The organism is Mesorhizobium waitakense (assembly GCF_056431085.1).
Genome location: NZ_JBWKME010000049.1, coordinates 78,614 through 98,694, shown reverse-complemented (window position 1 = coordinate 98,694; position 20,081 = coordinate 78,614). Strand labels below are relative to the sequence as shown.

General features: G+C 63.0%; 23 protein-coding genes and 1 pseudogene. 14 read left to right on the top strand and 10 right to left on the bottom strand.

What is annotated here, in order from left to right:
* Positions 1 to 21: 21 nt before the first annotated feature.
* On the top strand, positions 22 to 1,374 hold the full coding sequence (locus AC07FD_RS11235; RefSeq protein WP_478349900.1) for a formimidoylglutamate deiminase: 1,353 nt from the start codon (positions 22 to 24) through the stop codon (positions 1,372 to 1,374).
* Complete coding sequence (gene hutC / locus AC07FD_RS11230; RefSeq protein ID WP_478349899.1) at positions 1,371 to 2,111, top strand: histidine utilization repressor; 741 nt, start codon at positions 1,371 to 1,373, stop codon at positions 2,109 to 2,111. The genes AC07FD_RS11235 and hutC overlap by 4 nt, the downstream gene beginning before the upstream one ends.
* A gap of 99 nt (positions 2,112 to 2,210) precedes the next feature.
* On the opposite strand, the gene AC07FD_RS11225 is transcribed toward hutC, so the two are convergent.
* On the bottom strand, positions 2,211 to 2,555 hold the full coding sequence (locus AC07FD_RS11225; RefSeq protein WP_478349898.1) for a RidA family protein: 345 nt from the start codon (positions 2,553 to 2,555) through the stop codon (positions 2,211 to 2,213).
* Between the two features lie 225 nt (positions 2,556 to 2,780).
* Here AC07FD_RS11225 and aztA point away from each other — a divergent pair, with 225 nt between their 5' ends.
* From aztA to AC07FD_RS11195, 6 genes are all read left to right on the top strand, one after another.
* Positions 2,781 to 3,599, top strand: coding sequence for a zinc ABC transporter ATP-binding protein AztA (gene aztA, locus AC07FD_RS11220; RefSeq protein WP_478349897.1), 819 nt, complete (start codon positions 2,781 to 2,783; stop codon positions 3,597 to 3,599).
* The gene (gene aztB, locus AC07FD_RS11215) at positions 3,599 to 4,474 is read left to right on the top strand and encodes a zinc ABC transporter permease AztB (RefSeq protein ID WP_478349896.1); all 876 of its coding nucleotides are present in this window, start codon (positions 3,599 to 3,601) and stop codon (positions 4,472 to 4,474) included. Before aztA ends, aztB begins: the two co-directional genes overlap by 1 nt.
* Before the next feature lie 38 nt (positions 4,475 to 4,512).
* Positions 4,513 to 5,454, top strand: a complete 942-nt coding sequence (gene aztC / locus AC07FD_RS11210) for a zinc ABC transporter substrate-binding protein AztC (RefSeq protein ID WP_478349895.1) — start codon at positions 4,513 to 4,515, stop codon at positions 5,452 to 5,454.
* A gap of 154 nt (positions 5,455 to 5,608) precedes the next feature.
* The gene (locus AC07FD_RS11205; protein WP_478349894.1) at positions 5,609 to 6,031 is read left to right on the top strand and encodes a YeeE/YedE family protein; all 423 of its coding nucleotides are present in this window, start codon (positions 5,609 to 5,611) and stop codon (positions 6,029 to 6,031) included.
* Between the two features lie 4 nt (positions 6,032 to 6,035).
* Complete coding sequence (locus tag AC07FD_RS11200) at positions 6,036 to 6,473, top strand: DUF6691 family protein (RefSeq protein ID WP_478349893.1); 438 nt, start codon at positions 6,036 to 6,038, stop codon at positions 6,471 to 6,473.
* 68 nt (positions 6,474 to 6,541) lie between these two features.
* Complete coding sequence (locus AC07FD_RS11195; RefSeq protein ID WP_478349892.1) at positions 6,542 to 6,880, top strand: protein tyrosine phosphatase family protein; 339 nt, start codon at positions 6,542 to 6,544, stop codon at positions 6,878 to 6,880.
* Between the two features lie 13 nt (positions 6,881 to 6,893).
* On the opposite strand, the gene AC07FD_RS11190 is transcribed toward AC07FD_RS11195, so the two are convergent.
* Complete coding sequence (locus AC07FD_RS11190; RefSeq protein WP_478349891.1) at positions 6,894 to 7,361, bottom strand: Lrp/AsnC family transcriptional regulator; 468 nt, start codon at positions 7,359 to 7,361, stop codon at positions 6,894 to 6,896.
* Between the two features lie 137 nt (positions 7,362 to 7,498).
* Here AC07FD_RS11190 and hppD point away from each other — a divergent pair, with 137 nt between their 5' ends.
* Entirely contained in the window at positions 7,499 to 8,611 is a 1,113-nt protein-coding gene (gene hppD, locus AC07FD_RS11185) for a 4-hydroxyphenylpyruvate dioxygenase (protein WP_478349890.1), read from the top strand.
* Positions 8,612 to 8,663: 52 nt separating this feature from the next.
* Here the strand turns inward: hppD and AC07FD_RS11180 are convergent, their stop codons facing one another.
* The 5 genes from AC07FD_RS11180 to hmgA all read right to left on the bottom strand — a co-directional run bounded on the left by AC07FD_RS11180 (position 8,664) and on the right by hmgA (position 12,785).
* Positions 8,664 to 9,206, bottom strand: coding sequence for a DinB family protein (locus AC07FD_RS11180; RefSeq protein ID WP_478349889.1), 543 nt, complete (start codon positions 9,204 to 9,206; stop codon positions 8,664 to 8,666).
* Entirely contained in the window at positions 9,203 to 9,496 is a 294-nt protein-coding gene (locus AC07FD_RS11175; RefSeq protein WP_478349888.1) for a hypothetical protein, read from the bottom strand. The genes AC07FD_RS11180 and AC07FD_RS11175 overlap by 4 nt, the downstream gene beginning before the upstream one ends.
* 4 nt (positions 9,497 to 9,500) lie before the next feature.
* On the bottom strand, positions 9,501 to 10,514 hold the full coding sequence (locus tag AC07FD_RS11170) for a fumarylacetoacetate hydrolase family protein (RefSeq protein WP_477304473.1): 1,014 nt from the start codon (positions 10,512 to 10,514) through the stop codon (positions 9,501 to 9,503).
* 91 nt (positions 10,515 to 10,605) lie between these two features.
* Positions 10,606 to 11,460, bottom strand: coding sequence for an MBL fold metallo-hydrolase (locus AC07FD_RS11165; RefSeq protein WP_478349911.1), 855 nt, complete (start codon positions 11,458 to 11,460; stop codon positions 10,606 to 10,608).
* 11 nt (positions 11,461 to 11,471) lie between these two features.
* Positions 11,472 to 12,785, bottom strand: coding sequence for a homogentisate 1,2-dioxygenase (gene hmgA, locus AC07FD_RS11160; protein WP_478349887.1), 1,314 nt, complete (start codon positions 12,783 to 12,785; stop codon positions 11,472 to 11,474).
* 90 nt (positions 12,786 to 12,875) lie between these two features.
* Here hmgA and AC07FD_RS11155 point away from each other — a divergent pair, with 90 nt between their 5' ends.
* Entirely contained in the window at positions 12,876 to 13,313 is a 438-nt protein-coding gene (locus tag AC07FD_RS11155) for a MarR family winged helix-turn-helix transcriptional regulator (protein WP_478349886.1), read from the top strand.
* Positions 13,314 to 13,360: 47 nt separating this feature from the next.
* Here the strand turns inward: AC07FD_RS11155 and tdh are convergent, their stop codons facing one another.
* Positions 13,361 to 14,395, bottom strand: coding sequence for an L-threonine 3-dehydrogenase (gene tdh / locus AC07FD_RS11150; RefSeq protein WP_040584004.1), 1,035 nt, complete (start codon positions 14,393 to 14,395; stop codon positions 13,361 to 13,363).
* Positions 14,396 to 14,447: 52 nt separating this feature from the next.
* A complete protein-coding gene (locus tag AC07FD_RS11145) occupies positions 14,448 to 15,635 on the bottom strand; it encodes a glycine C-acetyltransferase (protein ID WP_478349885.1) in 1,188 nt (395 codons plus the stop codon).
* A 310-nt stretch (positions 15,636 to 15,945) separates the two neighbouring features.
* On the opposite strand from AC07FD_RS11145, the gene AC07FD_RS11140 reads away from it, so the two are divergent.
* From AC07FD_RS11140 to AC07FD_RS11130, 3 genes and pseudogenes are all read left to right on the top strand, one after another.
* The gene (locus AC07FD_RS11140; RefSeq protein WP_477398236.1) at positions 15,946 to 18,015 is read left to right on the top strand and encodes a putative bifunctional diguanylate cyclase/phosphodiesterase; all 2,070 of its coding nucleotides are present in this window, start codon (positions 15,946 to 15,948) and stop codon (positions 18,013 to 18,015) included.
* A gap of 131 nt (positions 18,016 to 18,146) precedes the next feature.
* A pseudogene (locus tag AC07FD_RS11135) lies at positions 18,147 to 18,458 on the top strand (polysaccharide deacetylase family protein); the annotation flags it as partial.
* A 131-nt stretch (positions 18,459 to 18,589) separates the two neighbouring features.
* Positions 18,590 to 18,928, top strand: coding sequence for a polysaccharide deacetylase family protein (locus tag AC07FD_RS11130; protein ID WP_478349912.1), 339 nt, complete (start codon positions 18,590 to 18,592; stop codon positions 18,926 to 18,928).
* Positions 18,929 to 18,935: 7 nt separating this feature from the next.
* Here the strand turns inward: AC07FD_RS11130 and AC07FD_RS11125 are convergent, their stop codons facing one another.
* Positions 18,936 to 19,364, bottom strand: a complete 429-nt coding sequence (locus tag AC07FD_RS11125) for a MarR family winged helix-turn-helix transcriptional regulator (RefSeq protein WP_478349884.1) — start codon at positions 19,362 to 19,364, stop codon at positions 18,936 to 18,938.
* 117 nt (positions 19,365 to 19,481) lie between these two features.
* Between AC07FD_RS11125 and AC07FD_RS11120 the strand changes: the two genes are divergently transcribed.
* Complete coding sequence (locus tag AC07FD_RS11120; protein WP_477228875.1) at positions 19,482 to 19,889, top strand: hypothetical protein; 408 nt, start codon at positions 19,482 to 19,484, stop codon at positions 19,887 to 19,889.
* Positions 19,890 to 20,081 lie beyond the last annotated feature (192 nt).

The following is a 20,081-nucleotide window of genomic DNA, read 5'->3' as shown; positions in this document are numbered from 1 at the left end:
GACAGGGAACCGGAGAGAAAAGTGACTGACATCTTCGCTGAACAGGCGCTCCTTCCCAATGGCTGGCACAGCAATGTGCGGATCACCTTGGCCAAGGGACGCATAACAACGGTCGAGCCGGGTGCGACCGCCGTGGCCGGCGACGAACGCCACACGATCCTGCTGCCCGGCATGCCCAATTTGCACAGCCATGCCTTCCAGCGCGGCATGGCCGGATTGGCCGAGCTTCGTGGGTCTTCCGCCGACAGTTTCTGGAGCTGGCGCGAGGTGATGTATCGCTTCGCCCTGTCGATGACGCCCGACCAGGTCGAGGCGGTTGCCGCGCAGCTTTATGTCGAGATGCTGGAGGCCGGCTTTTCACGCGTCGGCGAATTTCACTATCTGCATCACGACCGCGATGGAAAACCCTACGCCAATCTTGCCGAGATGGCCGAGCGCATCGCGGCGGCGGCCGGCGAAACGGGCATCGGCCTGACGCTGCTGCCGGTGTTCTACGCGCACTCTTCTTTCGGAGGCGCTGCGCCCAACGAAGGCCAACGGCGTTTCATCAACGATGTGAATCGCTTCTCCAGGCTTGTTGAGAAAAGCCGGGAATGCGTTCGCACTTTGAATCAAGCTGTTGTCGGCGTCGCTCCGCACAGTCTGCGCGCCGCGACAGTCGAGGAATTAACTGAGGTGGCCGCCATGGCGCCGGATGGGCCGATCCATATCCACGTCGCCGAGCAGGTGAAGGAAGTCGAGGACTGCCTTGCCTGGTCGGGCGCGCGACCGGTCGAATTCCTGCTGGCCAACGCGAAAGTAGACCAACGCTGGTGTCTCATCCACGCCACGCATATGACCGATGTCGAAACGGTCGCGATGGCCAGGAGCGGCGCGATCGCCGGCCTTTGTCCGATCACCGAGGCCAATCTTGGCGATGGCACTTTTGCAGCGCCGCTGTTCTGGGAGCATGGCGGCCGCTTCGGCGTCGGCTCCGATTCCAATGTGCTGATCGGCCTGCCCGACGAGTTGCGCCAGCTCGAATATTCGCAGCGCCTTGCACACCGCGCCCGCAATGTGCTGGCGGTAGCCGGCGGCTCGACCGGACACGCGCTGTTCGAGGCCGCGCTCGACGGCGGCAGTGCCGCCCTCGGGGCCGGCGCCTCGCAAATCGCTAAGGGAGCATCCGCCGATCTCGTCTCGCTCGACGGCAATCACCCCTCGCTGGCCGGCAAGACCGGTGACGCGATCCTCGACGCCTGGATCTTCGCCAATGGCAGCAAGGTCGACTGCGTCTGGGTGCATGGCAACAAACAGGTCAGCGGCGGGCGGCATGCAAGGCGCGAGGCCATCGCCGAGCGGTTTCGCGGCGTGATGACGGCGCTTTCGGCATGAGCATGATCGAGACGGCGGATGCGGAAGGCGGCGTCTCGCTGCACCAGCGCATCCTGTCCGACATCAGCGAAAGGATCCTGTCGGGTGCCTGGGCGCCCGGTCATCGCATTCCGTTCGAGCACGAACTGAGCGTGCAATACAATTGCTCGCGCATGACGGTGAACAAGGCGCTGTCGCAGCTTGCCAAGGCCGGACTGATCGAGCGGCGCCGCCGTTCCGGCAGCTTTGTCCGCCAACCGCAATCGCAAGCGGCCGTGCTGGAGATCCATGACATCCGGGTCGAGGTCGAAGCACTCGGCCTGCTTTATCGCTACGAGCGCGTGGCGCGGCACAAAAGGCGCAGCGACGCCGAGGACCGCGCTTTGCTGGAACTCGGTGCCGCCGGACCTGTGCTGGCACTGGAATGCCGGCATTTCGCCGGCAAGCGGCCGTTCGCGCATGAGCGGCGACTCATCAATCTCACCGCCGTGCCGGAAGCGGCCGACGAGGAATTTCTGGCCATCGCGCCCAGCCCGTGGCTGATTGGACGCGTGCCGTGGAGCGAGGCCGAGCACCGCATTCGTGCGGTCGGCGCCGACAGGCAGATCGCGGCAGCGCTCGACATCGCGGCCGGCGCGCCCTGTCTGGTGGTCGAGCGTCGGACATGGAGCGCCGAGCATCCGGTCACCCATGTCCGCTTCACCTATGCCGCCGACAGCCACACGCTGGTGGCGCGGTTCAGGCCGTCGCAGGGGTAGCGCCACATCACCTTCTCCCCTTGTGGGGAGGGTGACTGCGAAGCAGTGGGGTGGGGGCGGCGCCGGCCCCCACCCGGACCTTCGAGGAGGTAGAAAGCCTTAAATCGCCGCCGTGATGATGATCTCAACCAGGTATTCCGGTCCGGCGAGCTTTGCTTCGCCGGTGGCGCGGGCCGGCGTGTTGCCTTGCGGCACCCACTTGTCCCATTCCGCGTTCATCTCGGCAAAGGTGCCCATGTCGGCGAGCCAGATGATCGCCTGCAGGATCTTGGTCTTGTCCGAACCGGCCTTGGCCAGCAGTTCATCGATGGCCGCCAGGACATCCCTGGTCTGCGACGCGACGTTGCCGCTCGGCTGACCAACCTGGCCGGCCAGATAGACGGTGTTGCCGTGGATGACGATCTGGCTCATGCGCGGGCCAACATCGATGCGACGAATGCTCATGGGAGGTTCCTTCCTTTGTGGTCGCGCTTCTTTAGAGTTGCGGCCGGCTCCGGGCAAGGTCGCCCGGTCGAATCCCCTTGGGCCAACGGCGTATGATGTCCACACACGGCAAGTTGACCCGGCAGCCGCAATTCCGCCCGAATGGCTTGTTGACTAATGTAATAACATCACATATCCAATCGGCCGCTGCCAGCGGCCGGATTTCGCTGCCCCATGGATCGCAGAATGACAAATACCTGCCTGACCTTCCACGACCTGACGCTTGGCTACGGCAGCCACCCGGCGATCCATCATCTTGACGGTGCGATTCGCAAAGGCTCGCTGACAGCCGTGGTCGGTGCCAACGGCTCCGGCAAATCGACGCTAATGAAGGGTATTGTCGGCGTGTTGAAACCGATGGCCGGCGAGGTCACGCGCGCGCCTGGCGTGCGTGCCGCCTATCTGCCGCAGCAATCGGAACTCGACCGCTCCTTCCCGGCGCGGGTGGTCGATCTGGTCTCGCTCGGCCTGTGGCCACGGCGCGGGCTGCTCGGCCGCCACACCAGGGATGATCGCGATTCCGTCAGCCAGGCGCTGATGGCCGTCGGTCTCGGCGGCTTCGAGAAGCGGCCGATCGACACGCTGTCGGGTGGCCAGTTGCAGCGCACGCTGTTTGCGCGTGTCCTGCTGCAGGACGCCGACCTCATCCTGCTCGACGAGCCGTTCAACGCTGTCGACGCCAAGACGGTCGGCGACCTGATCGCACTGATCAAGCATTGGCATGGCGAGGAACGCACCATTCTGGTCGTCGTCCATGATCTGGACCTGGTGCGCCAGAATTTCCCCGAAACGCTGCTGCTGGCCCGCCAGCCGATTGCCTGGGGCGAGACCAGGGAAACGCTGAAGCCGGAGAACTTGTTGCGCGCCCGTCGCTTCCACGAAGCCTGGGAAGAGAATGCGCCCTGGTGCGAGCCGGACGGGCATGCTCATGACCACGATCACGACCATGATGGCCACGCTCACGGGCATGACCATCACCACGGTGCCGGACCGAGGGCTGCCTGATGGACACGCTTTACGGTCTCTTCATCGCGCCCTTCGCCGATTTCGGCTTCATGCAGCGGGCGCTGATCGGTTCGCTGATGCTGTCGCTCGGCGCCTGCCCGGTTGGCGTGTTCCTGATGCTGCGGCGCATGAGCCTGTCCGGCGACGCCATGGCGCATGCCATCTTGCCGGGTGCCGCCGCCGGCTTCCTGCTCTACGGCCTGGAAATCCTGCCGATGACCATTGGCGGGCTGATCGCCGGCGTCATCGTGGCGCTCGGCGCTGGCGCCGTCTCGCGCTTCACCATCCAGCGCGAAGACGCCTCGATGGCAGCCTTCTATCTGATTTCGCTCGCCATCGGCGTCTTGATGGTGTCGATCCGCGGCTCCAGCGTCGATCTCATGCATGTGCTGTTCGGCACCGTGCTGGCGCTCAACAACGAAGCGCTGACGCTGATCGGCGGCATTGTGGCGGTGACGCTGGTCAGCCTCGCCATTTTCTGGCGGGCGCTGGTCGCCGAATGCCTCGATCCGCTGTTCCTGCGCTCGGTCAGCCGGCTCGGCAGCCCGGTGCATTTCATCTTCCTCGGCCTCGTCGTGCTCAACCTCGTCGGCGGCTTCCAGGCACTCGGCACGCTTCTGTCGGTCGGCCTGATGATGCTGCCGGCGGCAGCCGCCCGTTTCTGGACCGTGCGCGTCGAGCCGATGTGCGTGCTGGCGGTGCTGATCGGCTTTGCCTCCTGCATCGCCGGGTTGCTTCTGTCCTATCACGCGTCGCTGCCGTCCGGCCCGGCCATCATCCTGTCCGCCGGCGTCGTCTATTTCGCCTCGATCGTGTTCGGCACGCGCGGCATTCTTCGCGCCCGCATCGTCCATCACCGCCACAGAACGGCCTGATCACCAACCCGTCCCTGGCCCTAAAAGGAGACCCGCCCATGCTGAAATCGATCCGTACCGCCCTGGCGATGAGCGTTATAACATTAACTGCCTTTGGCGCATCGCGGGCCTTCGCGGCACCGCTGAAAGTGGTCGCCAGCTTCACCGTCATTGCCGATTTTGCCAGAAATGTCGGTGGCGACCGCATCGATGTGACCACCATTGTCGGGCCTGATGGCGACGCCCATGTCTATGAGCCGAGCCCGGCCGACGCGGTGGCCATGGCCAAGGCCGATATCGTGCTGGTCAACGGCCTGCACTTTGAAGGCTTTCTGCAGCGGCTGGTCGATGCCAGCGCCACCAAGGCCTCGATCGTCACCTTGACCAAGGGCGTGACGCCGATCGATTTCAAGCCAGAATTCGCCGACGCCGACGCTGCCGAAGGCGCCGGCACCGGCGGCGGCAAGACGGTCACAGACCCGCACGCCTTCCAGTCGATCGCCAATGCAAAAATCTATGTGAAGAACATCGCCGACGCCTTCTGCGCCGCCGATTCCGACGGCTGTGTCAGCTACCAGACCAATGCCGCCGCCTACACCAAGAAGCTCGACGCGGTCGAAGGCGAAGTGAAGGCCGCGATCCAGTCGATCCCTGAAGCGAAGCGCGTCGTCATCACCTCGCATGACGCCTTCGGCTATTTCGAGCACGAATACGGCCTGACCTTCCTCGCCCCGCAAGGCATTTCGACGGACTCCGAGCCGTCCGCCGCAGACGTTGCCAGGCTGGTCGACCAGGTGAAGCACGACAAGGCGGCCGCGATCTTCGTCGAGAACATCACCAACCCGCGCCTGATCGAGCAGATCGCCAGCGAGACCGGCATCAAGGTGGGCGGCACGCTCTACTCGGATGCGCTGTCGCAGCCTGACGGCCCGGCTTCGACCTATATCGACATGATGCACAACAACATCCGCCAGATCAAAGGCGCCATCCTCGGCAGCTGACGCGTCCCCGCCCCGGAGAGGCGGAGCCGGTCTCCGCCTCTCTGTTTGCGCTCTGGCAGTTTGAGTTGGATTCCACGACGGAAATGCCTATTTGCGCTATGGTGTCGACTTACGCAAAGACGCGGATCGACCGTGGATCAAAAGCCGGCATCACATGACAGACTTTACGCCTTTCCAGTCCCTGCTTGGCGGCGCCCTTATTGGCCTGTCGGCAGTGCTCTTGATGGCACTGCATGGGCGGATTGCCGGGATGACCGGCATCCTGACCGGCGTCATCCCGCCGCTTTCGCCTGAATGGCGCTGGCGGGCCGCCTTTCTCGCCGGCGCCGTGGCCGCGCCGCTTCTCTATCAGACTGTCGGCGGACACATCGCCTTCAGCGTGCCCGTGCCAACGCTGGCACTTGTCGGTGGCGGCTTCCTGGTCGGCGTCGGCGTGCATTTCGGTGGCGGCTGCCCGAGCGGACATGGCATTTGCGGCATAGCGCGGCAATCGCCACGCTCAATCGTCGCCGTCGCAATCTTCATGGTCACAGCCTTCGTCACCGTCTTCATCATCCGCCACGTGATCGGAGGCTGAGCCCATGAATAAGCTCGTCTCGGCATTTCTGATCGGGGGGATTTTCGGCCTCGGCATCGCCGTGTCCGGGATGATAAATCCAGCCAAGGTGCTGAACTTCTTCGACATCGCCGGCACCTGGGACCCGAGCCTGATCTTCGTGATGGGTGGCGGCCTTGCGGTCGCATTCGCCGGCTACCGCCTGACATTCCGGCGCCGCAAGTCACCGGTGTTCGAAACCGCGTTCGCCCTGCCGACGAAGCGAGCCATCGACGCGGAGCTGGCCGGCGGCGCCGCTGTCTTCGGCATCGGCTGGGGCATCGCCGGCTTCTGTCCCGGCGGCGCCATTCCCGCGCTTGGTCTCGGCTCCTCCGCGACGGCGATCTTTGTCGCGGCCGTGATCGCCGGCATCGTCGTGGCGCGTTTCGCCAGGGCACGGCTTGCTCAGCCGGCCGCGGCATAGGAAGTAGTTGCCGGCCACGTCAGGGAGTGGCAAGACTCTCCGCCAAACCAGATTGCGAGGATGCTGCCATGGAATACCGCGAGATCAGCGAGGACTATTCGGTCTCGGGCCAGATCCAGCCCGAAGACGTCACCGCCATCAAGGAGGCCGGCTTCAAGAGCGTCATCTGCAACCGGCCCGATGACGAGCAGCCCGGCCAGCCTTCGGCCGACACGCTCAAGGCAGTGGTCGAGGCCGCCGGCATGGCCTTCCGCTACATCCCCGTCATCAGCGGCCAGATCACGGCCGAGAATGTCGAGGATCAAGCCGAGGCGCTCGACGAACTCGACGGCCCGGTGTTCGCCTATTGCCGCTCCGGCGCGCGCTGCACCAACCTCTACGGGCTGATCCAGCAGTCGAAGGGTTAAATCGACCGGAGGTTCAAATCGGCAGCGCGCCGGTTTCCTTCAGCGTCTCAAGCACGATCGCCGTCTTGACATGCTGCACGGATTCGTGCGGCAGCAGTACGCCGTTGACGAATTCCGATAGTGACTTCAGGTCGGGCGTCACCACTTTCAGGATATAGTCCATCTCGCCGGTCAGCGCGTGCGCTTCCTGCACCTCGGGCAGCCGCGCCACCAGTTCGCCAAAGCGCCTGGCATTGTCGCGGTTGTGGGTGGCGAGCGTCACCGAGATGACGTTGACCAGCGAGAAGCCGAGTTTGTCGCGGTCGAGCACGGCGTGGTAACCCCTGATATAGCCGTCCTCCTCGAGCCGCTGGCGGCGGCGCGAGCATTGCGACGCCGACAGGTTCACCCGCTCCGAAAGATCGTTGTTGGTCAACCCCGCATCCCCCTGCAAGAGTGCCATTATCTTGCGGTCAAACTGATCAATGCGCGTCTCATCCATGGAGTCCTGCCCTTTTGTGCACGCTTTGCGCATAAACTGATCATTTCAAGCGTTTGAATGCAAGCACCATGCGCCGGCTCCGCGCTATGATCGCGTCAGGTGGCCATTTCAGGCCAAGCCATATCCGGAGGACTATCATGGGCCCCTTCCCGCACGACGCCCCGCCCGCCAAGATCAGCAAGGACAACCCCGCCGGCACGGATGGGTTCGAGTTTGTCGAGTTCGCGCATCCGGAGCCGGAAAAGCTCGCCGAACTGTTCACCCGCATGGGCTATGTCGCGGTGGCCAAGCACCGCACGAAAGACATCACCGTTTGGCGCCAGGGCGACATCAACTATGTCGTCAATGCCGAGCCGGGCTCACATGCTATGAAGTTCGCTGGCAAGCACGGCCCTTGTGCTGCATCGATGGCCTGGCGGGTGGTCGATGCCAAGCACGCTTTCGACCACGCCGTTGCCAAGGGCGCCACGCCTTACGAAGGCGACGACAAGGCGCTCGACGTGCCGGCCATCGTCGGCATTGGCGGCTCGCTGCTCTATTTCATCGACACCTATGGCAAGAAGGGCTCGGCCTATGATGCCGAGTTCGAGTGGGTCGGCGCGCGCGATCCGCGGCCGCAAGGCGTCGGCTTCTATTTTCTCGACCACCTCACCCACAATGTCTATCGCGGCCAGATGGACAAATGGTGGGATTTCTACCGCAATTTGTTCGGCTTCAAGCAGATCCATTTCTTCGATATAGACGGCAAGATCACCGGTCTAGTCAGCCGCGCCATCACCTCGCCCTGCGGCAAGATCCGCATCCCGCTCAACGAGTCCAAGGACGAGACCAGCCAGATCGCCGAGTATCTGAAGAAGTACAATGGCGAAGGCATCCAGCACATTGCGGTTGGCACCGACGAGATCTACGCCGCCACCGACAGGCTGGCCGAGAACGGACTGAAGTTCATGCCCGGCCCGCCGGAAACCTATTACGACATGTCCTATGACCGCGTGAACGGCCATGACGAGCCGATCGAACGGATGAAGAAGCACGGCATCCTGATCGACGGCGAAGGCGTCGTCGACGGCGGCATGACCAAGATCCTGCTGCAGATCTTTTCGAAAACCGTTATCGGGCCGATCTTCTTCGAGTTCATCCAGCGCAAGGGCGACGAAGGCTTTGGCGAGGGTAATTTCCGCGCCCTGTTCGAATCGATCGAGCAGGACCAGATCAAGCGCGGCGTGATCAAGGTTCAGGCGGCGGAGTAGGCTTCAGGTCGAGCGGATAGCGCATGACCCTGGTTTCGGGTCATGCGCCAAATCAGATCTTGAGGCCCAGCCGCTCGACCTCTTCTTTCCTCAGCTTCATATCGTAGTCGAGCAGGAATTCATCGAGCTGCGGCGGCGCGACCGACGTGCCGGAAAGCATCGCGTGCACCTGGCCGCGATGGTGGATGTCATGCAGGAAGACGTGAGCGAGGATGTCGCCGATGCGCTCGGGGATCATGCCGTCCTTGCGCCGGTCGGTGACGACCTGACGATCGAGATCGGCTGCCGAGAGCCGGTCGCAAAAAGCGATCAGGCGACGGTCCGCGGCGACCTGTGCGGCAAACAACGCCTGCGGTTCTTCGATTGGCAAAAAATCGTCATGGGCGGCAGCACCGACGCCACCCTCTTCGAGAAAATCGAGATAGAGAAGATCGACCGCAAGGATGTGGTTGAGCGTCGCCTCGACCGACGGGAAGAAACTGGTGCGTTCGGCTGCGAATTCGCCGGGCTTGAGCTGCAGAACAGCACGGTACAGCCGATCGTTCGACCAGAGATTGTTGCCGGCCATGCGGCGCAGATGATCCAGCAGGTTCATCCGGCGGACCGCACCAGATACAGACCCGCCCACATAACCGCAAATCCGGCGAGAACGATCAGCAGCAGCCTGTTCATGCGCCGCCGCATTGCCTGCGTCTCCCCGTCCCGCGCGACCTTCATGTTGGTGATGGTGTGGAACATCATCGCCTTGCGCGGAAAGCCGCTGCGGTTGGTCAGGTCCGGCGAGCGCGCCTCGATGCGGTAGCTCAACCGGATCGCCAGGATGAAGACAGCCAATATGGCAAGCGCCCAGACGCCCGCCAGCATATAGAACGCTTCCCCCGTCATTCCCTCACCTCTCGTATTTCTCGACCTTCTGCTCGATGGCGCCGAAGATCGAATGACCCGTCCTGTCCTTCATCTCGATGCGCACCGTGTCGCCGAAGCGCAGGAACGGCGTTTTGGGCGCGCCTGATACAATGGTCTCGATCATGCGCAGTTCGGCGATGCAGGAATAGCCGGCGCCGCCGGCCGAGACAGGCTTGCCTGGCCCGCCGTCGAGCTTATTGGAGACGGTGCCGGAACCGATGATCGTACCCGATACCAGCGGCCTCGTCCTTGCGGCGTGGACGATCAGGGCCGGAAAATCGAAGGTCATGTCGACGCCCGCATTGGCCCGGCCGAACGGCTTGCCGTTGAGGTCGGCGAGCAGCGGCAGGCTGACCTTGCCGCCATCCCAGGCGTCGCCCAATTCATCGGGCGTCACCGCGGCAGGTGAAAATGCCGAGGACGGCTTTGATTGGAAGAAGCCGAAACCCTTGGCGAGTTCCGGTCCGGTGAGTGCGCGCAGCGTCACGTCATTGACCAGCATCACCAGGCGGATCGCGGCGCGTGCCTCATCGAGGCTGGCGCCCATAGGTACGTCGTCGACAATGACAGCGACTTCCCCCTCCATGTCGATGCCGAAGGCTTCGTCGGCCATGCGGATCGGATCACGCGGCGCGATGAAGGAATCCGAACCGCCCTGGTAGATCAGCGGATCGGTCCAGAAACTTGCCGGCATTTCGACGCCGCGCGCTTTCCGCACCAGTTCGACATGGTTCACATAGGCCGAGCCATCGGCCCATTGATAGGCACGCGGCAGCGGTGAGTGCGCGTCATGCTCGTGGAAGCGCTCCGACGGCACCGCGTTGTTCTCCAGCGATTCCGCTATTGTCGCGAGGTGCGGGGCGATGCGCCGCCAGTCGTCGAGCGCTGCCTGCAGGGTGCGCACCAGGAACGAGGCGTCGGTGAAGCGTGTCAGGTCGCGCGAGACGACGACGAGTTTTCCGTCACGCGTCCCATCCTTCAGTGTGGCAAGCTTCATGCGGTTTCCTCTCCTGTTACGGCCTTGGCGCCGCTTTGGATTCTTTTCTTACGCATTATCTCCAGCGAAAAGCGGTTTCCACTTTTCAGGGTCATGCGAACTCCACAACAAGGCCGTCGCGGGCGATCGTCAAGTCGCCGGCCCATGTTTTCCTGACAGCGGCGATCCAGTCGCCCTCGCCGATTCCGGGATCGTCGGCGGGAATGAGGTGATTAAGCACCAGCCTCTTCACGCCGGCATCGCTGGCGATGCGCCCGGCCTCCTCGGCAAAGCTGTGGCTGGCGAGCAGATGTTCCCGCAGCCGCGCGCCATTGCCGGTTTTGGTCACCAGCCGCTCTATGCCTTCCTCCAGCATAGCTTCGTGGACGAGGATGTCGGCGCCTTGGGCAAAATCAGCGAGCGGCGGAAAGAAGGCCGTATCGGCGGAGAACACCACGCTTTTCCCGCCATGCTCGAAGCGCAACGCAAAGCAGTCGGTCACCGGCGGATGGTCAACGCGTAGCGCCGAAACCTTGAGGCTGCGTTGCTCGACAATCAAGCCTTCGGTGAATTCGTTGATCGAAACCAGTTCGCGAATATCTGGCCGGCCCTCGTCGACGATGCGGATTTCGATGTCGAATTCCATCGCCTGACAAAAGCGCCGCCAGTAATGGTCGGTGCCTGGCGGACCGAATACGCCGACGGTCGACGCCAGACCGGCCGTCCAGGCGGTGTGGATCAGCGGCCCGAGTTCCAGCACGTGGTCGGAATGCAGATGCGTGATGAAGATCAGGTCGAGCGCCTTCAGCCCGATGCCGGCATCGACCAGGCCGCGCGTCACGCCAAGCCCGCAGTCGACGACAATGCTGCGACCGCCGATCTGCAGCAGCGACGAGCTCGGCCATGGGCCACCCGGCCGCAGCGCCGGTCCGCCCTTCGAGCCCAAAAGCACCAGCCGGTCCGGCATGGACTTGCTGCTCAAGACCAGTCGCCCTCGGGCGTGCCGTTGAAGCGCTTCTTCAGGTCGGCCCAGCAGTCGATGTAATTGTCCTGCCGGGTTTCCAGTTCGGCGCCGTAGTGGGTCAGCATCTGCGGAAAACGGGTCTCGAACATGAAGGCCATGGTGCTGTCGAGCTTGACCGGTTTCAGGTCCGCGCGCGAGGCCTTTTCGAAGCCAGGCGCATCCGGCCCATGGGCCAGCATGAGGTTGTGCAGGCTGATGCCGCCGGGCACGAAGCCCTCCTCCTTGGCATCGTACTGGCCGTGGATCAGCCCCATGAACTCGCTCATGATGTTGCGGTGATACCAGGGCGGCCGGAACGTATCTTCGGCCACCAGCCAGCGCGGCGGGAAGATGACGAAGTCGATGTTGGCGGTGCCTTCCTCGCCGCTCGGGGCTGTGAGCACGGTGAAGATCGACGGATCGGGGTGGTCGAACAGCAGCGCACCGACCGGCGAAAAGGTCGCCAGATCATATTTGTAGGGCGCGTAGTTGCCGTGCCAGGCGACGACATCCAGCGGCGAATGGCCGATCTCGGTGACATGGAAATTTCCGCACCACTTCACGATCAGCCGGCACGGCGTCTCCTTCTCCTCGAACCAGGCGCAAGGCGTCTTGAAATCGCGCGGGTTGGCGAGGCAATTGGCGCCGATCGGGCCACGATCCGGCAGGGTCAGCTTGGCGCCGTAGTTCTCGCAGACATAGCCGCGCACTTCGGCATCGACCAGCTCGACCTTGAAGACAAGCCCGCGCGGCAGCACGGCGATCTCGCCGGGCCTAAGCTCGATGACGCCCATCTCGGTGATGAAGCGCAAGGCGCCGACCTGCGGCACGATGAGCAACTCGCCATCGGCGTTGAAAAAATGGTCGTCAACCATCGAGCGGTTGGCGACATAGACGTGGGCCGCCATGCCGGTTTGCCCAAGCACGTCGCCGGCCGTGGTTATGCTGCGCATGCCGGTGATGAAATCGGTCGGCTCCTTCGGCATCGGCACCGGGTTCCAGCGGTACTGGCCGAGCGCCAGCTCGTGATCACCGACATTGGGAGCGCTCTTCCACAATGGATAGTCAGCCGGTTTGAAACGGCCGGTGTGCTTCACGCTCGGCCGGATCCGATAGAGCCAGGACCGCTCATTTGTGCCGCGCGGCGCGGTGAAGGGCGAACCGGAAAGCTGCTCGGCGTAGAGGCCGTAGGCCGGCCGCTGCGGCGAGTTCCGCCCCTGCGGCAGCGAGCCCGGCAAGGTTTCGGTTTCGAAGTCGTTGCCGAAGCCCGGCATGTAGGAAAAGGCCATTGCTTCCTCCGGAATTGACCAAACTGGTTTCATTTGTAACCATCGAAAATGTAACTATCAATGCCAATGCTTCTGCCGGGATGTGCAACCATGGAAATCCTCGACCTGGAAAACTTCCTGCCCTACCGGCTCTATCGCCTGGCCGACGCGGTCAGCCGGGAATTCGCGGGGATATACAAGGACAGCCATGGCCTGACGCGGCCCGAATGGCGCACCCTTTCGGGGCTGGGCCAGCACGGCACAATGACCGCGACAGCACTCGGCGAGCAATCGGCCATGCACAAGACCAAGGTGTCACGCGCCGTTGCCGAACTCGAAAGGCGGCGCTGGCTGACGCGCACTCCTGATGAAAACGACCGCCGCGTCGAGCATCTGACCCTGACCAAGGCGGGCCTTGCCGCCTATGGCGAAATGGTGCCGCTGGCGAAGGCGTTCGAGCGGGGGTTGCTGGACAAGTTGAGTGTGGACGAGCGTGCAGCGATCGCGGAAGGATTGGCTGCGCTAGAGCAAGCGTTGGGCAAGAATTAGATCGTTGGCGGTCGGCGCGAAGAATCGCTACGCCTCCTAGGCGGCGCCTACCAGTCCATCACCACCTTGCCGGAACTGCCGCTGCGCATTGCATCGAAACCGGTCTGGAAGTCGTCGATGCCGATGCGGTGGGTGATCAGCCCGGAAACATCCAGCGGCCCCTGCACCAGCGCGATCATCTTGTACCAGGTCTCGAACATTTCGCGGCCGTAGATGCCCTTGAGATGCAGCATCTTGAAGATGACCTTGTTCCAGTCGATCTCGAAGCCGGTCGGCGCGATGCCGAGAATGGCGATCTTGCCGCCATTGTTCATGGTGTCGATCATGTCGCGAAAGGCGGGCGCCGCTCCCGACATTTCGAGACCGACGTCGAAACCCTCGGTCATGCCGAGCACCGGCATGACGTCGCGCAGCTTTTCCTTCGAGGCGTCGACGACGTGCTGCACGCCAAGCTTTTTCGCCAGCGCCAGGCGCACCGGGTTGATGTCGGTGATGACCACCTTTCGCGCGCCGACGCATTGCGCCACCAGCGCGCCCATAATGCCGATCGGCCCGGCCCCGGTGACCAGCACATCCTCGCCGACCAGATCGAAGGACAGGGCGGTATGGACCGCATTGCCGAGCGGATCGAAAATCGCGGCGATCTCGTCCGGCACGTCGTCGGGGATCGGCACGACATTGTGCTGCGGGATCGCCAGATACTCGCCGAAGGCGCCGGGGCGGTTGACGCCGACGCCGAGCGTGTTGCGGCAGAGATGCCCCCGGCCCGCGCGGCAGTTGCGGCAATGGCCGCAGACGATGTGGCCTTCGCCCGACACGCGCTGGCCGACCTTATATTCGGTGACCGCGGCGCCGAAATCGGCAACCGTGCCGACGAATTCATGGCCCGTCACCATCGGCACTGGCACGGTCTTTTGCGCCCACTGGTCCCAATTGTAGATGTGGACGTCGGTGCCGCAGATCGCGGTCTTCCTGACCTTGATCAGCACGTCGTTGGGGCCGATCTCCGGCACCGGCACCTCCTCCATCCAGATGCCCGGCTCGGCCTTCGCCTTCACCAGCGCCTTCATCATGTTCGACATGCTTCTGTCCCTTGAATCTCTTGTTTCGAAATCGCTTTGCGATTCCGGCCTTTCAGGAAATCACCCCGAGTTCGCGCCCGACAGCGCCGAACGCCTCCACTGCACGGTCGATGTCGGCACTGGAATGCGCCGCCGACATCTGCGTGCGGATGCGCGCCTGGCCCTTCGGCACCACCGGGAAGGAAAAACCGATGACATAGATGCCGCGCTTCAGCATGCGCGCCGCCATCTCCTGCGCCAGCGTCGCGTCGCCCAGCATCACCGGAATGATCGGATGATCGGCCCCGGCCAGCGTGAAGCCGAGCTTGCCCATCTGCGACCTGAACCGTGCCGCATTGGCATATAGGCGTTCGCGCAAGGCGTCGCCATTGCGGATCAGGTCGAACACCTTGATCGAGGCGCCGGCGATCGCCGGCATCAGCGTGTTGGAAAAGAGATAGGGCCGCGAGCGCTGGCGCAGCCAGTCGACCACTTGGCTTTTGCCCGATGTGTAGCCGCCGGATGCACCGCCGAGCGCCTTGCCGAGCGTGCCGGTGATGATGTCGATCCTGCCCTCGACGCCGCAATGCTCTGCAGAGCCGCGGCCATTCTGGCCGACGAAGCCGACCGCATGGCTGTCATCGACCATAACCATGGCATCGTACTTGTCGGCGAGGTCGCAGACACCCCTGAGATTGGCGATGATGCCATCCATGGAAAACACGCCGTCGGTGGCGATCAGCCGGAAGCGGCAATCCTTCGCCTCCTTCAACCGTGCTTCGAGGTCGGCCATGTCGTTGTTGGCGTAGCGGAAGCGTTTTGCCTTCGACAGCCGCACGCCGTCGATGATCGAGGCGTGGTTCAGCGCATCGGAAATGATCGCATCGTCCTCCCCCAACAGCGTTTCGAACAGGCCGCCATTGGCGTCGAAGCAGGAGCCGTAGAGGATGGTGTCCTCCAGGCCGAGGAAGGATGAAATCGTCGCCTCGAGCTGCTTGTGTTCCTCCTGCGTGCCGCAGATGAAGCGCACCGAGGCCATGCCATAGCCATAGCGGTCGAGCGCCTGGCTGGCCGCCGCGCGCAGGTCGGCGCTGTCGGCGAGGCCGAGATAGTTGTTGGCGCAGAAATTAAGCACCTTCTGACCGCCGACCTCGATCTGCGCCGACTGGGTCGAAGAGATCACCCGCTCGGATTTATAGAGGCCGGCCGACTTAAGCCCCGCGAGTTCGCTGTCGATGTGAGAGAGAAATGCTGCGGTCATGATCGGGCCTCGTTTGATGTGGACCGACTGTCGTCCGGCCCGCGCGAAAAATCCATCGCAAAAACGACCGGATCGGTGGGCAGGCGGCCCCGATATGCATCGTCATGCGGCCGCGGAAGCGACGTCACGACAACGGTACTGACCGACGACCGCTCAAATGCCGACACAGGGCTAAACCGGCCGATAACCATTTCGCGATCTTTAAGCGTTTCCCCCTCGCCGTCCGGCTGTCGATTTCCAGACCTGTTAACGTTTGCAAGCCAATGGTCCTCGCAACAAGAATCCGTTGGCGAGAGGGCCGCCCCCCAACATGTCGCAGCAGCCGGTGCAAACCGTTTCAGGCAAGCTCATACTGCTGATCAAGGCTGGCTACTGGCTGGCCCTGCTGATCATCGCCGCCATGGTGATAGCCTCCTTCATCCTGCTGCAGCAGATGATGGCCACCCAGCAGCACAACAACACCTTGCTTGACATAGTCAGCACGCAAAAGACGCTGTCGCAGCGCATCGTCTTCCTTGCCGGCGCAACGAGTTCTGGTTCGCGTGACAAGCAGCCGGCGCTGGTCAGCGCTCTCAAGCAGGCGACGGCGGAGTTCGAGACGAACTACGATCTGCTGCTCGAGCAGACCAACGCCGACCCGATGTCCCCTGCCCGATTGGACCCGAAATCGACCGAGAGCGTGCTGTTCGCCAAGCCGTTCCATCTCGATTATTTCTCGGTAGGCCTCGTCGCCAATGGCAAGCGACTGATTTCATCCTTTGAATCCCAGCTGACGGGCGCCAGTGACGGCTACAAGGGCAGTGGCGAGCGCGTCAATCTCGATGCCTCTGTCGCCAACGCGACCTTGTCGGGCTACGCAGCGCTTGGCCAGCGCATCAGCGCCGATGCCGACGAGCGCGCCGAGAAGCTGCTCGCGCTTCACCGCACGCTGTTCTACGCCACCCTCGGGGTGATCGTGCTGGTGGCGCTCTTCATCTTCCGGCCGATGTCGAACGCCATCCTGCGCAAGACGCATGAGCTGATCGACGCACGCAATTCCATGGCCTTCATCGCGGTGCACGACGGCCTCACCGGCCTGCACAACCGCACGTTCCTGACCGATCATTTCGATACGCTGATCAAGGGCTCGCAACGGCGTCGTGAGCGGCTTGCCGTCGTCCAGCTCGACCTCGACCGGTTCAAGCAGATCAACGATACGCTCGGCCACGCCGCCGGCGACTATGTGCTGGTCGTCACGGCGCAGCGCATGCGCGATTCCTGCCGGGCATCGGACCTGTGCGTACGCCTGGGCGGCGACGAGTTCGTCATGATCCTCGGCGGCGCCGGCGGTACCGAAGACATCAACATGCTGGCGCGGCGTATCCTGGCCCACATCAACGAGCCGATCATCTTTCAGGGCACGACCATTCTTCCGGGCGCCAGCGCCGGCATCGCCGTCTACCCGGTCGACGCCGACAATGCGCAGGACCTGCTGGTCCACGCCGATCTGGCGCTCTACTCCGCCAAGAAGCTGGGAGGCAGCAACTTCTCGTTCTTCTCCGAGGAGTTGCGCCGCGAGCTCGACTATCGCAAGCAGCTCGAGCACGACATCAAGATCGCCATCGCGGACCGGGCGTTCCAGGTCTATTTCCAGCCGCAGGTTTCGCTGACCGACGGCACGATCAGCGGCATCGAGGCGCTGGTGCGCTGGAACCATGCCGAGCGCGGCATGATCTCGCCCGGCGAATTCATTCCGGTCGCCGAGAAATGCGGCTTCATGCCGGAGATCGGCCGCATCGTCATCTCGAAGGCGATCAACGAAGCCGCCGAATGGAACCGCGCCGGCATTGCCTTTGGGCGGCTTGCCGTCAATGTTTCAGGCACCGAACTGCGCGAGCACGACTTCGATGCGTTCCTGTTCGAGACGCTGGAGAAGGCTGGGCTGCCGCCGCAGAAACTGTCGCTGGAAATCGTCGAGTCCGTCATTCTCGACGACGAGAAGACCGGCATCGCCGCCAAGCTGCGCCATATCAGGGCAGCCGGCGTCCATCTCGAACTCGATGATTTCGGCACCGGCTATGCCTCGCTCAGCCACGTCAACCCCAACGAGATCGACCGGCTGAAGATCGACCGACGCTTCGTTCAGAACATCCATGAGAATGGCGACAACTCGAAGATCGTGCGTGCCATCACCGAGCTGGCGCGTGGCCTTGGCATCTCGATCGTTGCCGAAGGCGCTGAAACCGAGGCCGAGCTCGATTCGCTGATGGCAATCGGCTGCGATCAGGTGCAGGGCTATTCCATCGCCTTCCCGATGCCGCAGGACAAGGCGCTGGAATGGCTGACGGCCCGCATGCCGAAGAAGGCCAGGCTGACGGTGCTGCAAGGAAGCCTGGCGTAGGCAAAGCGCGTCGCGCTCGAGCGGAGACATCCGACGCGCTTTGTCTCTCTGTTTTCTCCATGTCGTTGCCCCAAAACCGCTGCGCACTTTTGGGCGACATGCACCGCACGCCTTGACAAGCCGTTGTGGACATGGCGGCCTGTCGCCATCGCAACCTGATAGTGCGGGTGATGACACCGTTTCGGATTGTCCTGGCGGCACTGTTGATTCTTGCGTTCCCCGCCCATGGGGCGGATCGCACAATCTATCTCACCTTTGACGATGGCCCGCTGAACGGCACCAGCAACATCCTCGACGTGCTGGAAGCCGAACAGGTTCCGGCGACCATGTTCATGGTCGGCATGCATGCGCAAGCAAGCGCCGCCAACAGGGCGCTCGTCCAGCGCGCCAAACAGCTTCCGCTGGTTACACTCGGCAACCACAGCTACAGCCACGCCAACAACCGCTACCAGCATTACTACGCCGACACCGAAGGCGTCGTCGCCGACATGATGCGGGCAAACGCGGTGCTCGGCCTCAAGCCGGTGGTGCACACGCCCGGCTGCCGGGGCGCGACGTGTTCAGGCTGCCCTCGATGTCGAAGAACGACACTTCGCTTGGCCTGGCCCAGGAGGGCCGCGAGGAGCCCGACTATGAGTTTGTCGCGGCCTCAGGCTTTTATCTCTACGGCTGGGACCATGAATGGGTGCACAAGGACAGCGGCGAGCCGGTGCAGAGCGTCGACCATCTGGTCAGCGAGATCGATCACCTGTTCGGCTACGGCCGCTTCGTCAAGCCGCGCAAGCTGATCCTGCTGATGCATGACGAGATGTTCCAGGACAGTTTCGACGGCAAGACGAAGCTGACCAACCTGATCACCGCACTGAAGCTGCGCCACTACACCTTTGGCGCAATCCAGAGCTACGACGACTGAGCCTGCCCTAGCTTTCCACATTGGCCCGCAAGGCCGCCAGCACCTGTGCGAACTCCGCCAGCCGCTCGTCGGAAAGCCCCACCCGCAGCCGCTTGTCGAAGACAAGAGCTGCCTTGCGCAATGTCTCGAACATCGCTTCTCCGGCCTCGGTCAATTCGACCAGATGAACCCGGCGATTGACGGGATCGCGGCGGCGCGTCAGCAGGCCCTGCGTCTCCATCGCGTTGAGATGATGGGTCAACGTCGCGCCCTGGATGCCGATCATGCCGGCGAGTTCGCGCTGGTTGGCAAGCTTGCTCGACTTGACCGACAGCAGAGTGAGCCAGACCGGCAGCGTGCCGCCAGCCTCGACCAGGGCAGCGTCAAAAGCCTGGGCAACCAGCTTGGCGGTACGGCCGAGATTCATGCCTATTGGCGGGCGTTCAAAGGGCGTCATTGCCAGACACTAGAACAAGGGAAAGGCCGATGGAACTGGCCGTGGTTTATACATTGACACCTAACCGTTAGATATCTAACTATATGGCAATGACGCACGAAAGAGGAGAATCCGGTCATGCAGTACGTCTACATCGTCGTTATCGGCCTTCACGTCATGGCGGGCGTATTCTGGGCAGGCACGACGATCACGCTGGCGCGCGATCCCGATATCCGTGCCGAGCGCTTCATCCAGCCGCAAATGGGTGCGGCCGGCATGGTTTTCCTGACCGGAGCGCTGCTCTGGTATTTCTTCCACGGCGCCTATTTCGGCTCGATGGAAATGGTGCTGGCGCTTGGCATCCTGACCGCTTTCGCCGCCGCGGGCGTGCTCGGCGCCATGGTCAGGGCGCCCAGCCGGCGGCTTGCCGGCGCAAGTGCGGAAACCGAAACGCAACTGCGCGCCAGAATGGCGACGGGCGAGCGCATTGCCGCGCGGCTGCTGGTCGTGACCGTGCTCTGCATGGCCGTCGCCAGGATGGTCTGAGACGCAGCAACTCACAGAATCGTACGTTGTCTGGCGACAAGCCGATGACGTGCGGGCGCGCGGTCTGACCAACGTACACGGGCTCTCGTACGCAGGGCCGACCGCGCGCCACCAACGATGCCGGGGCACTTTTCGGTCCGATGGTTCAGATCCTACTTAATGATTGGATTCGTCCGAAAACCGCTGCGCGCT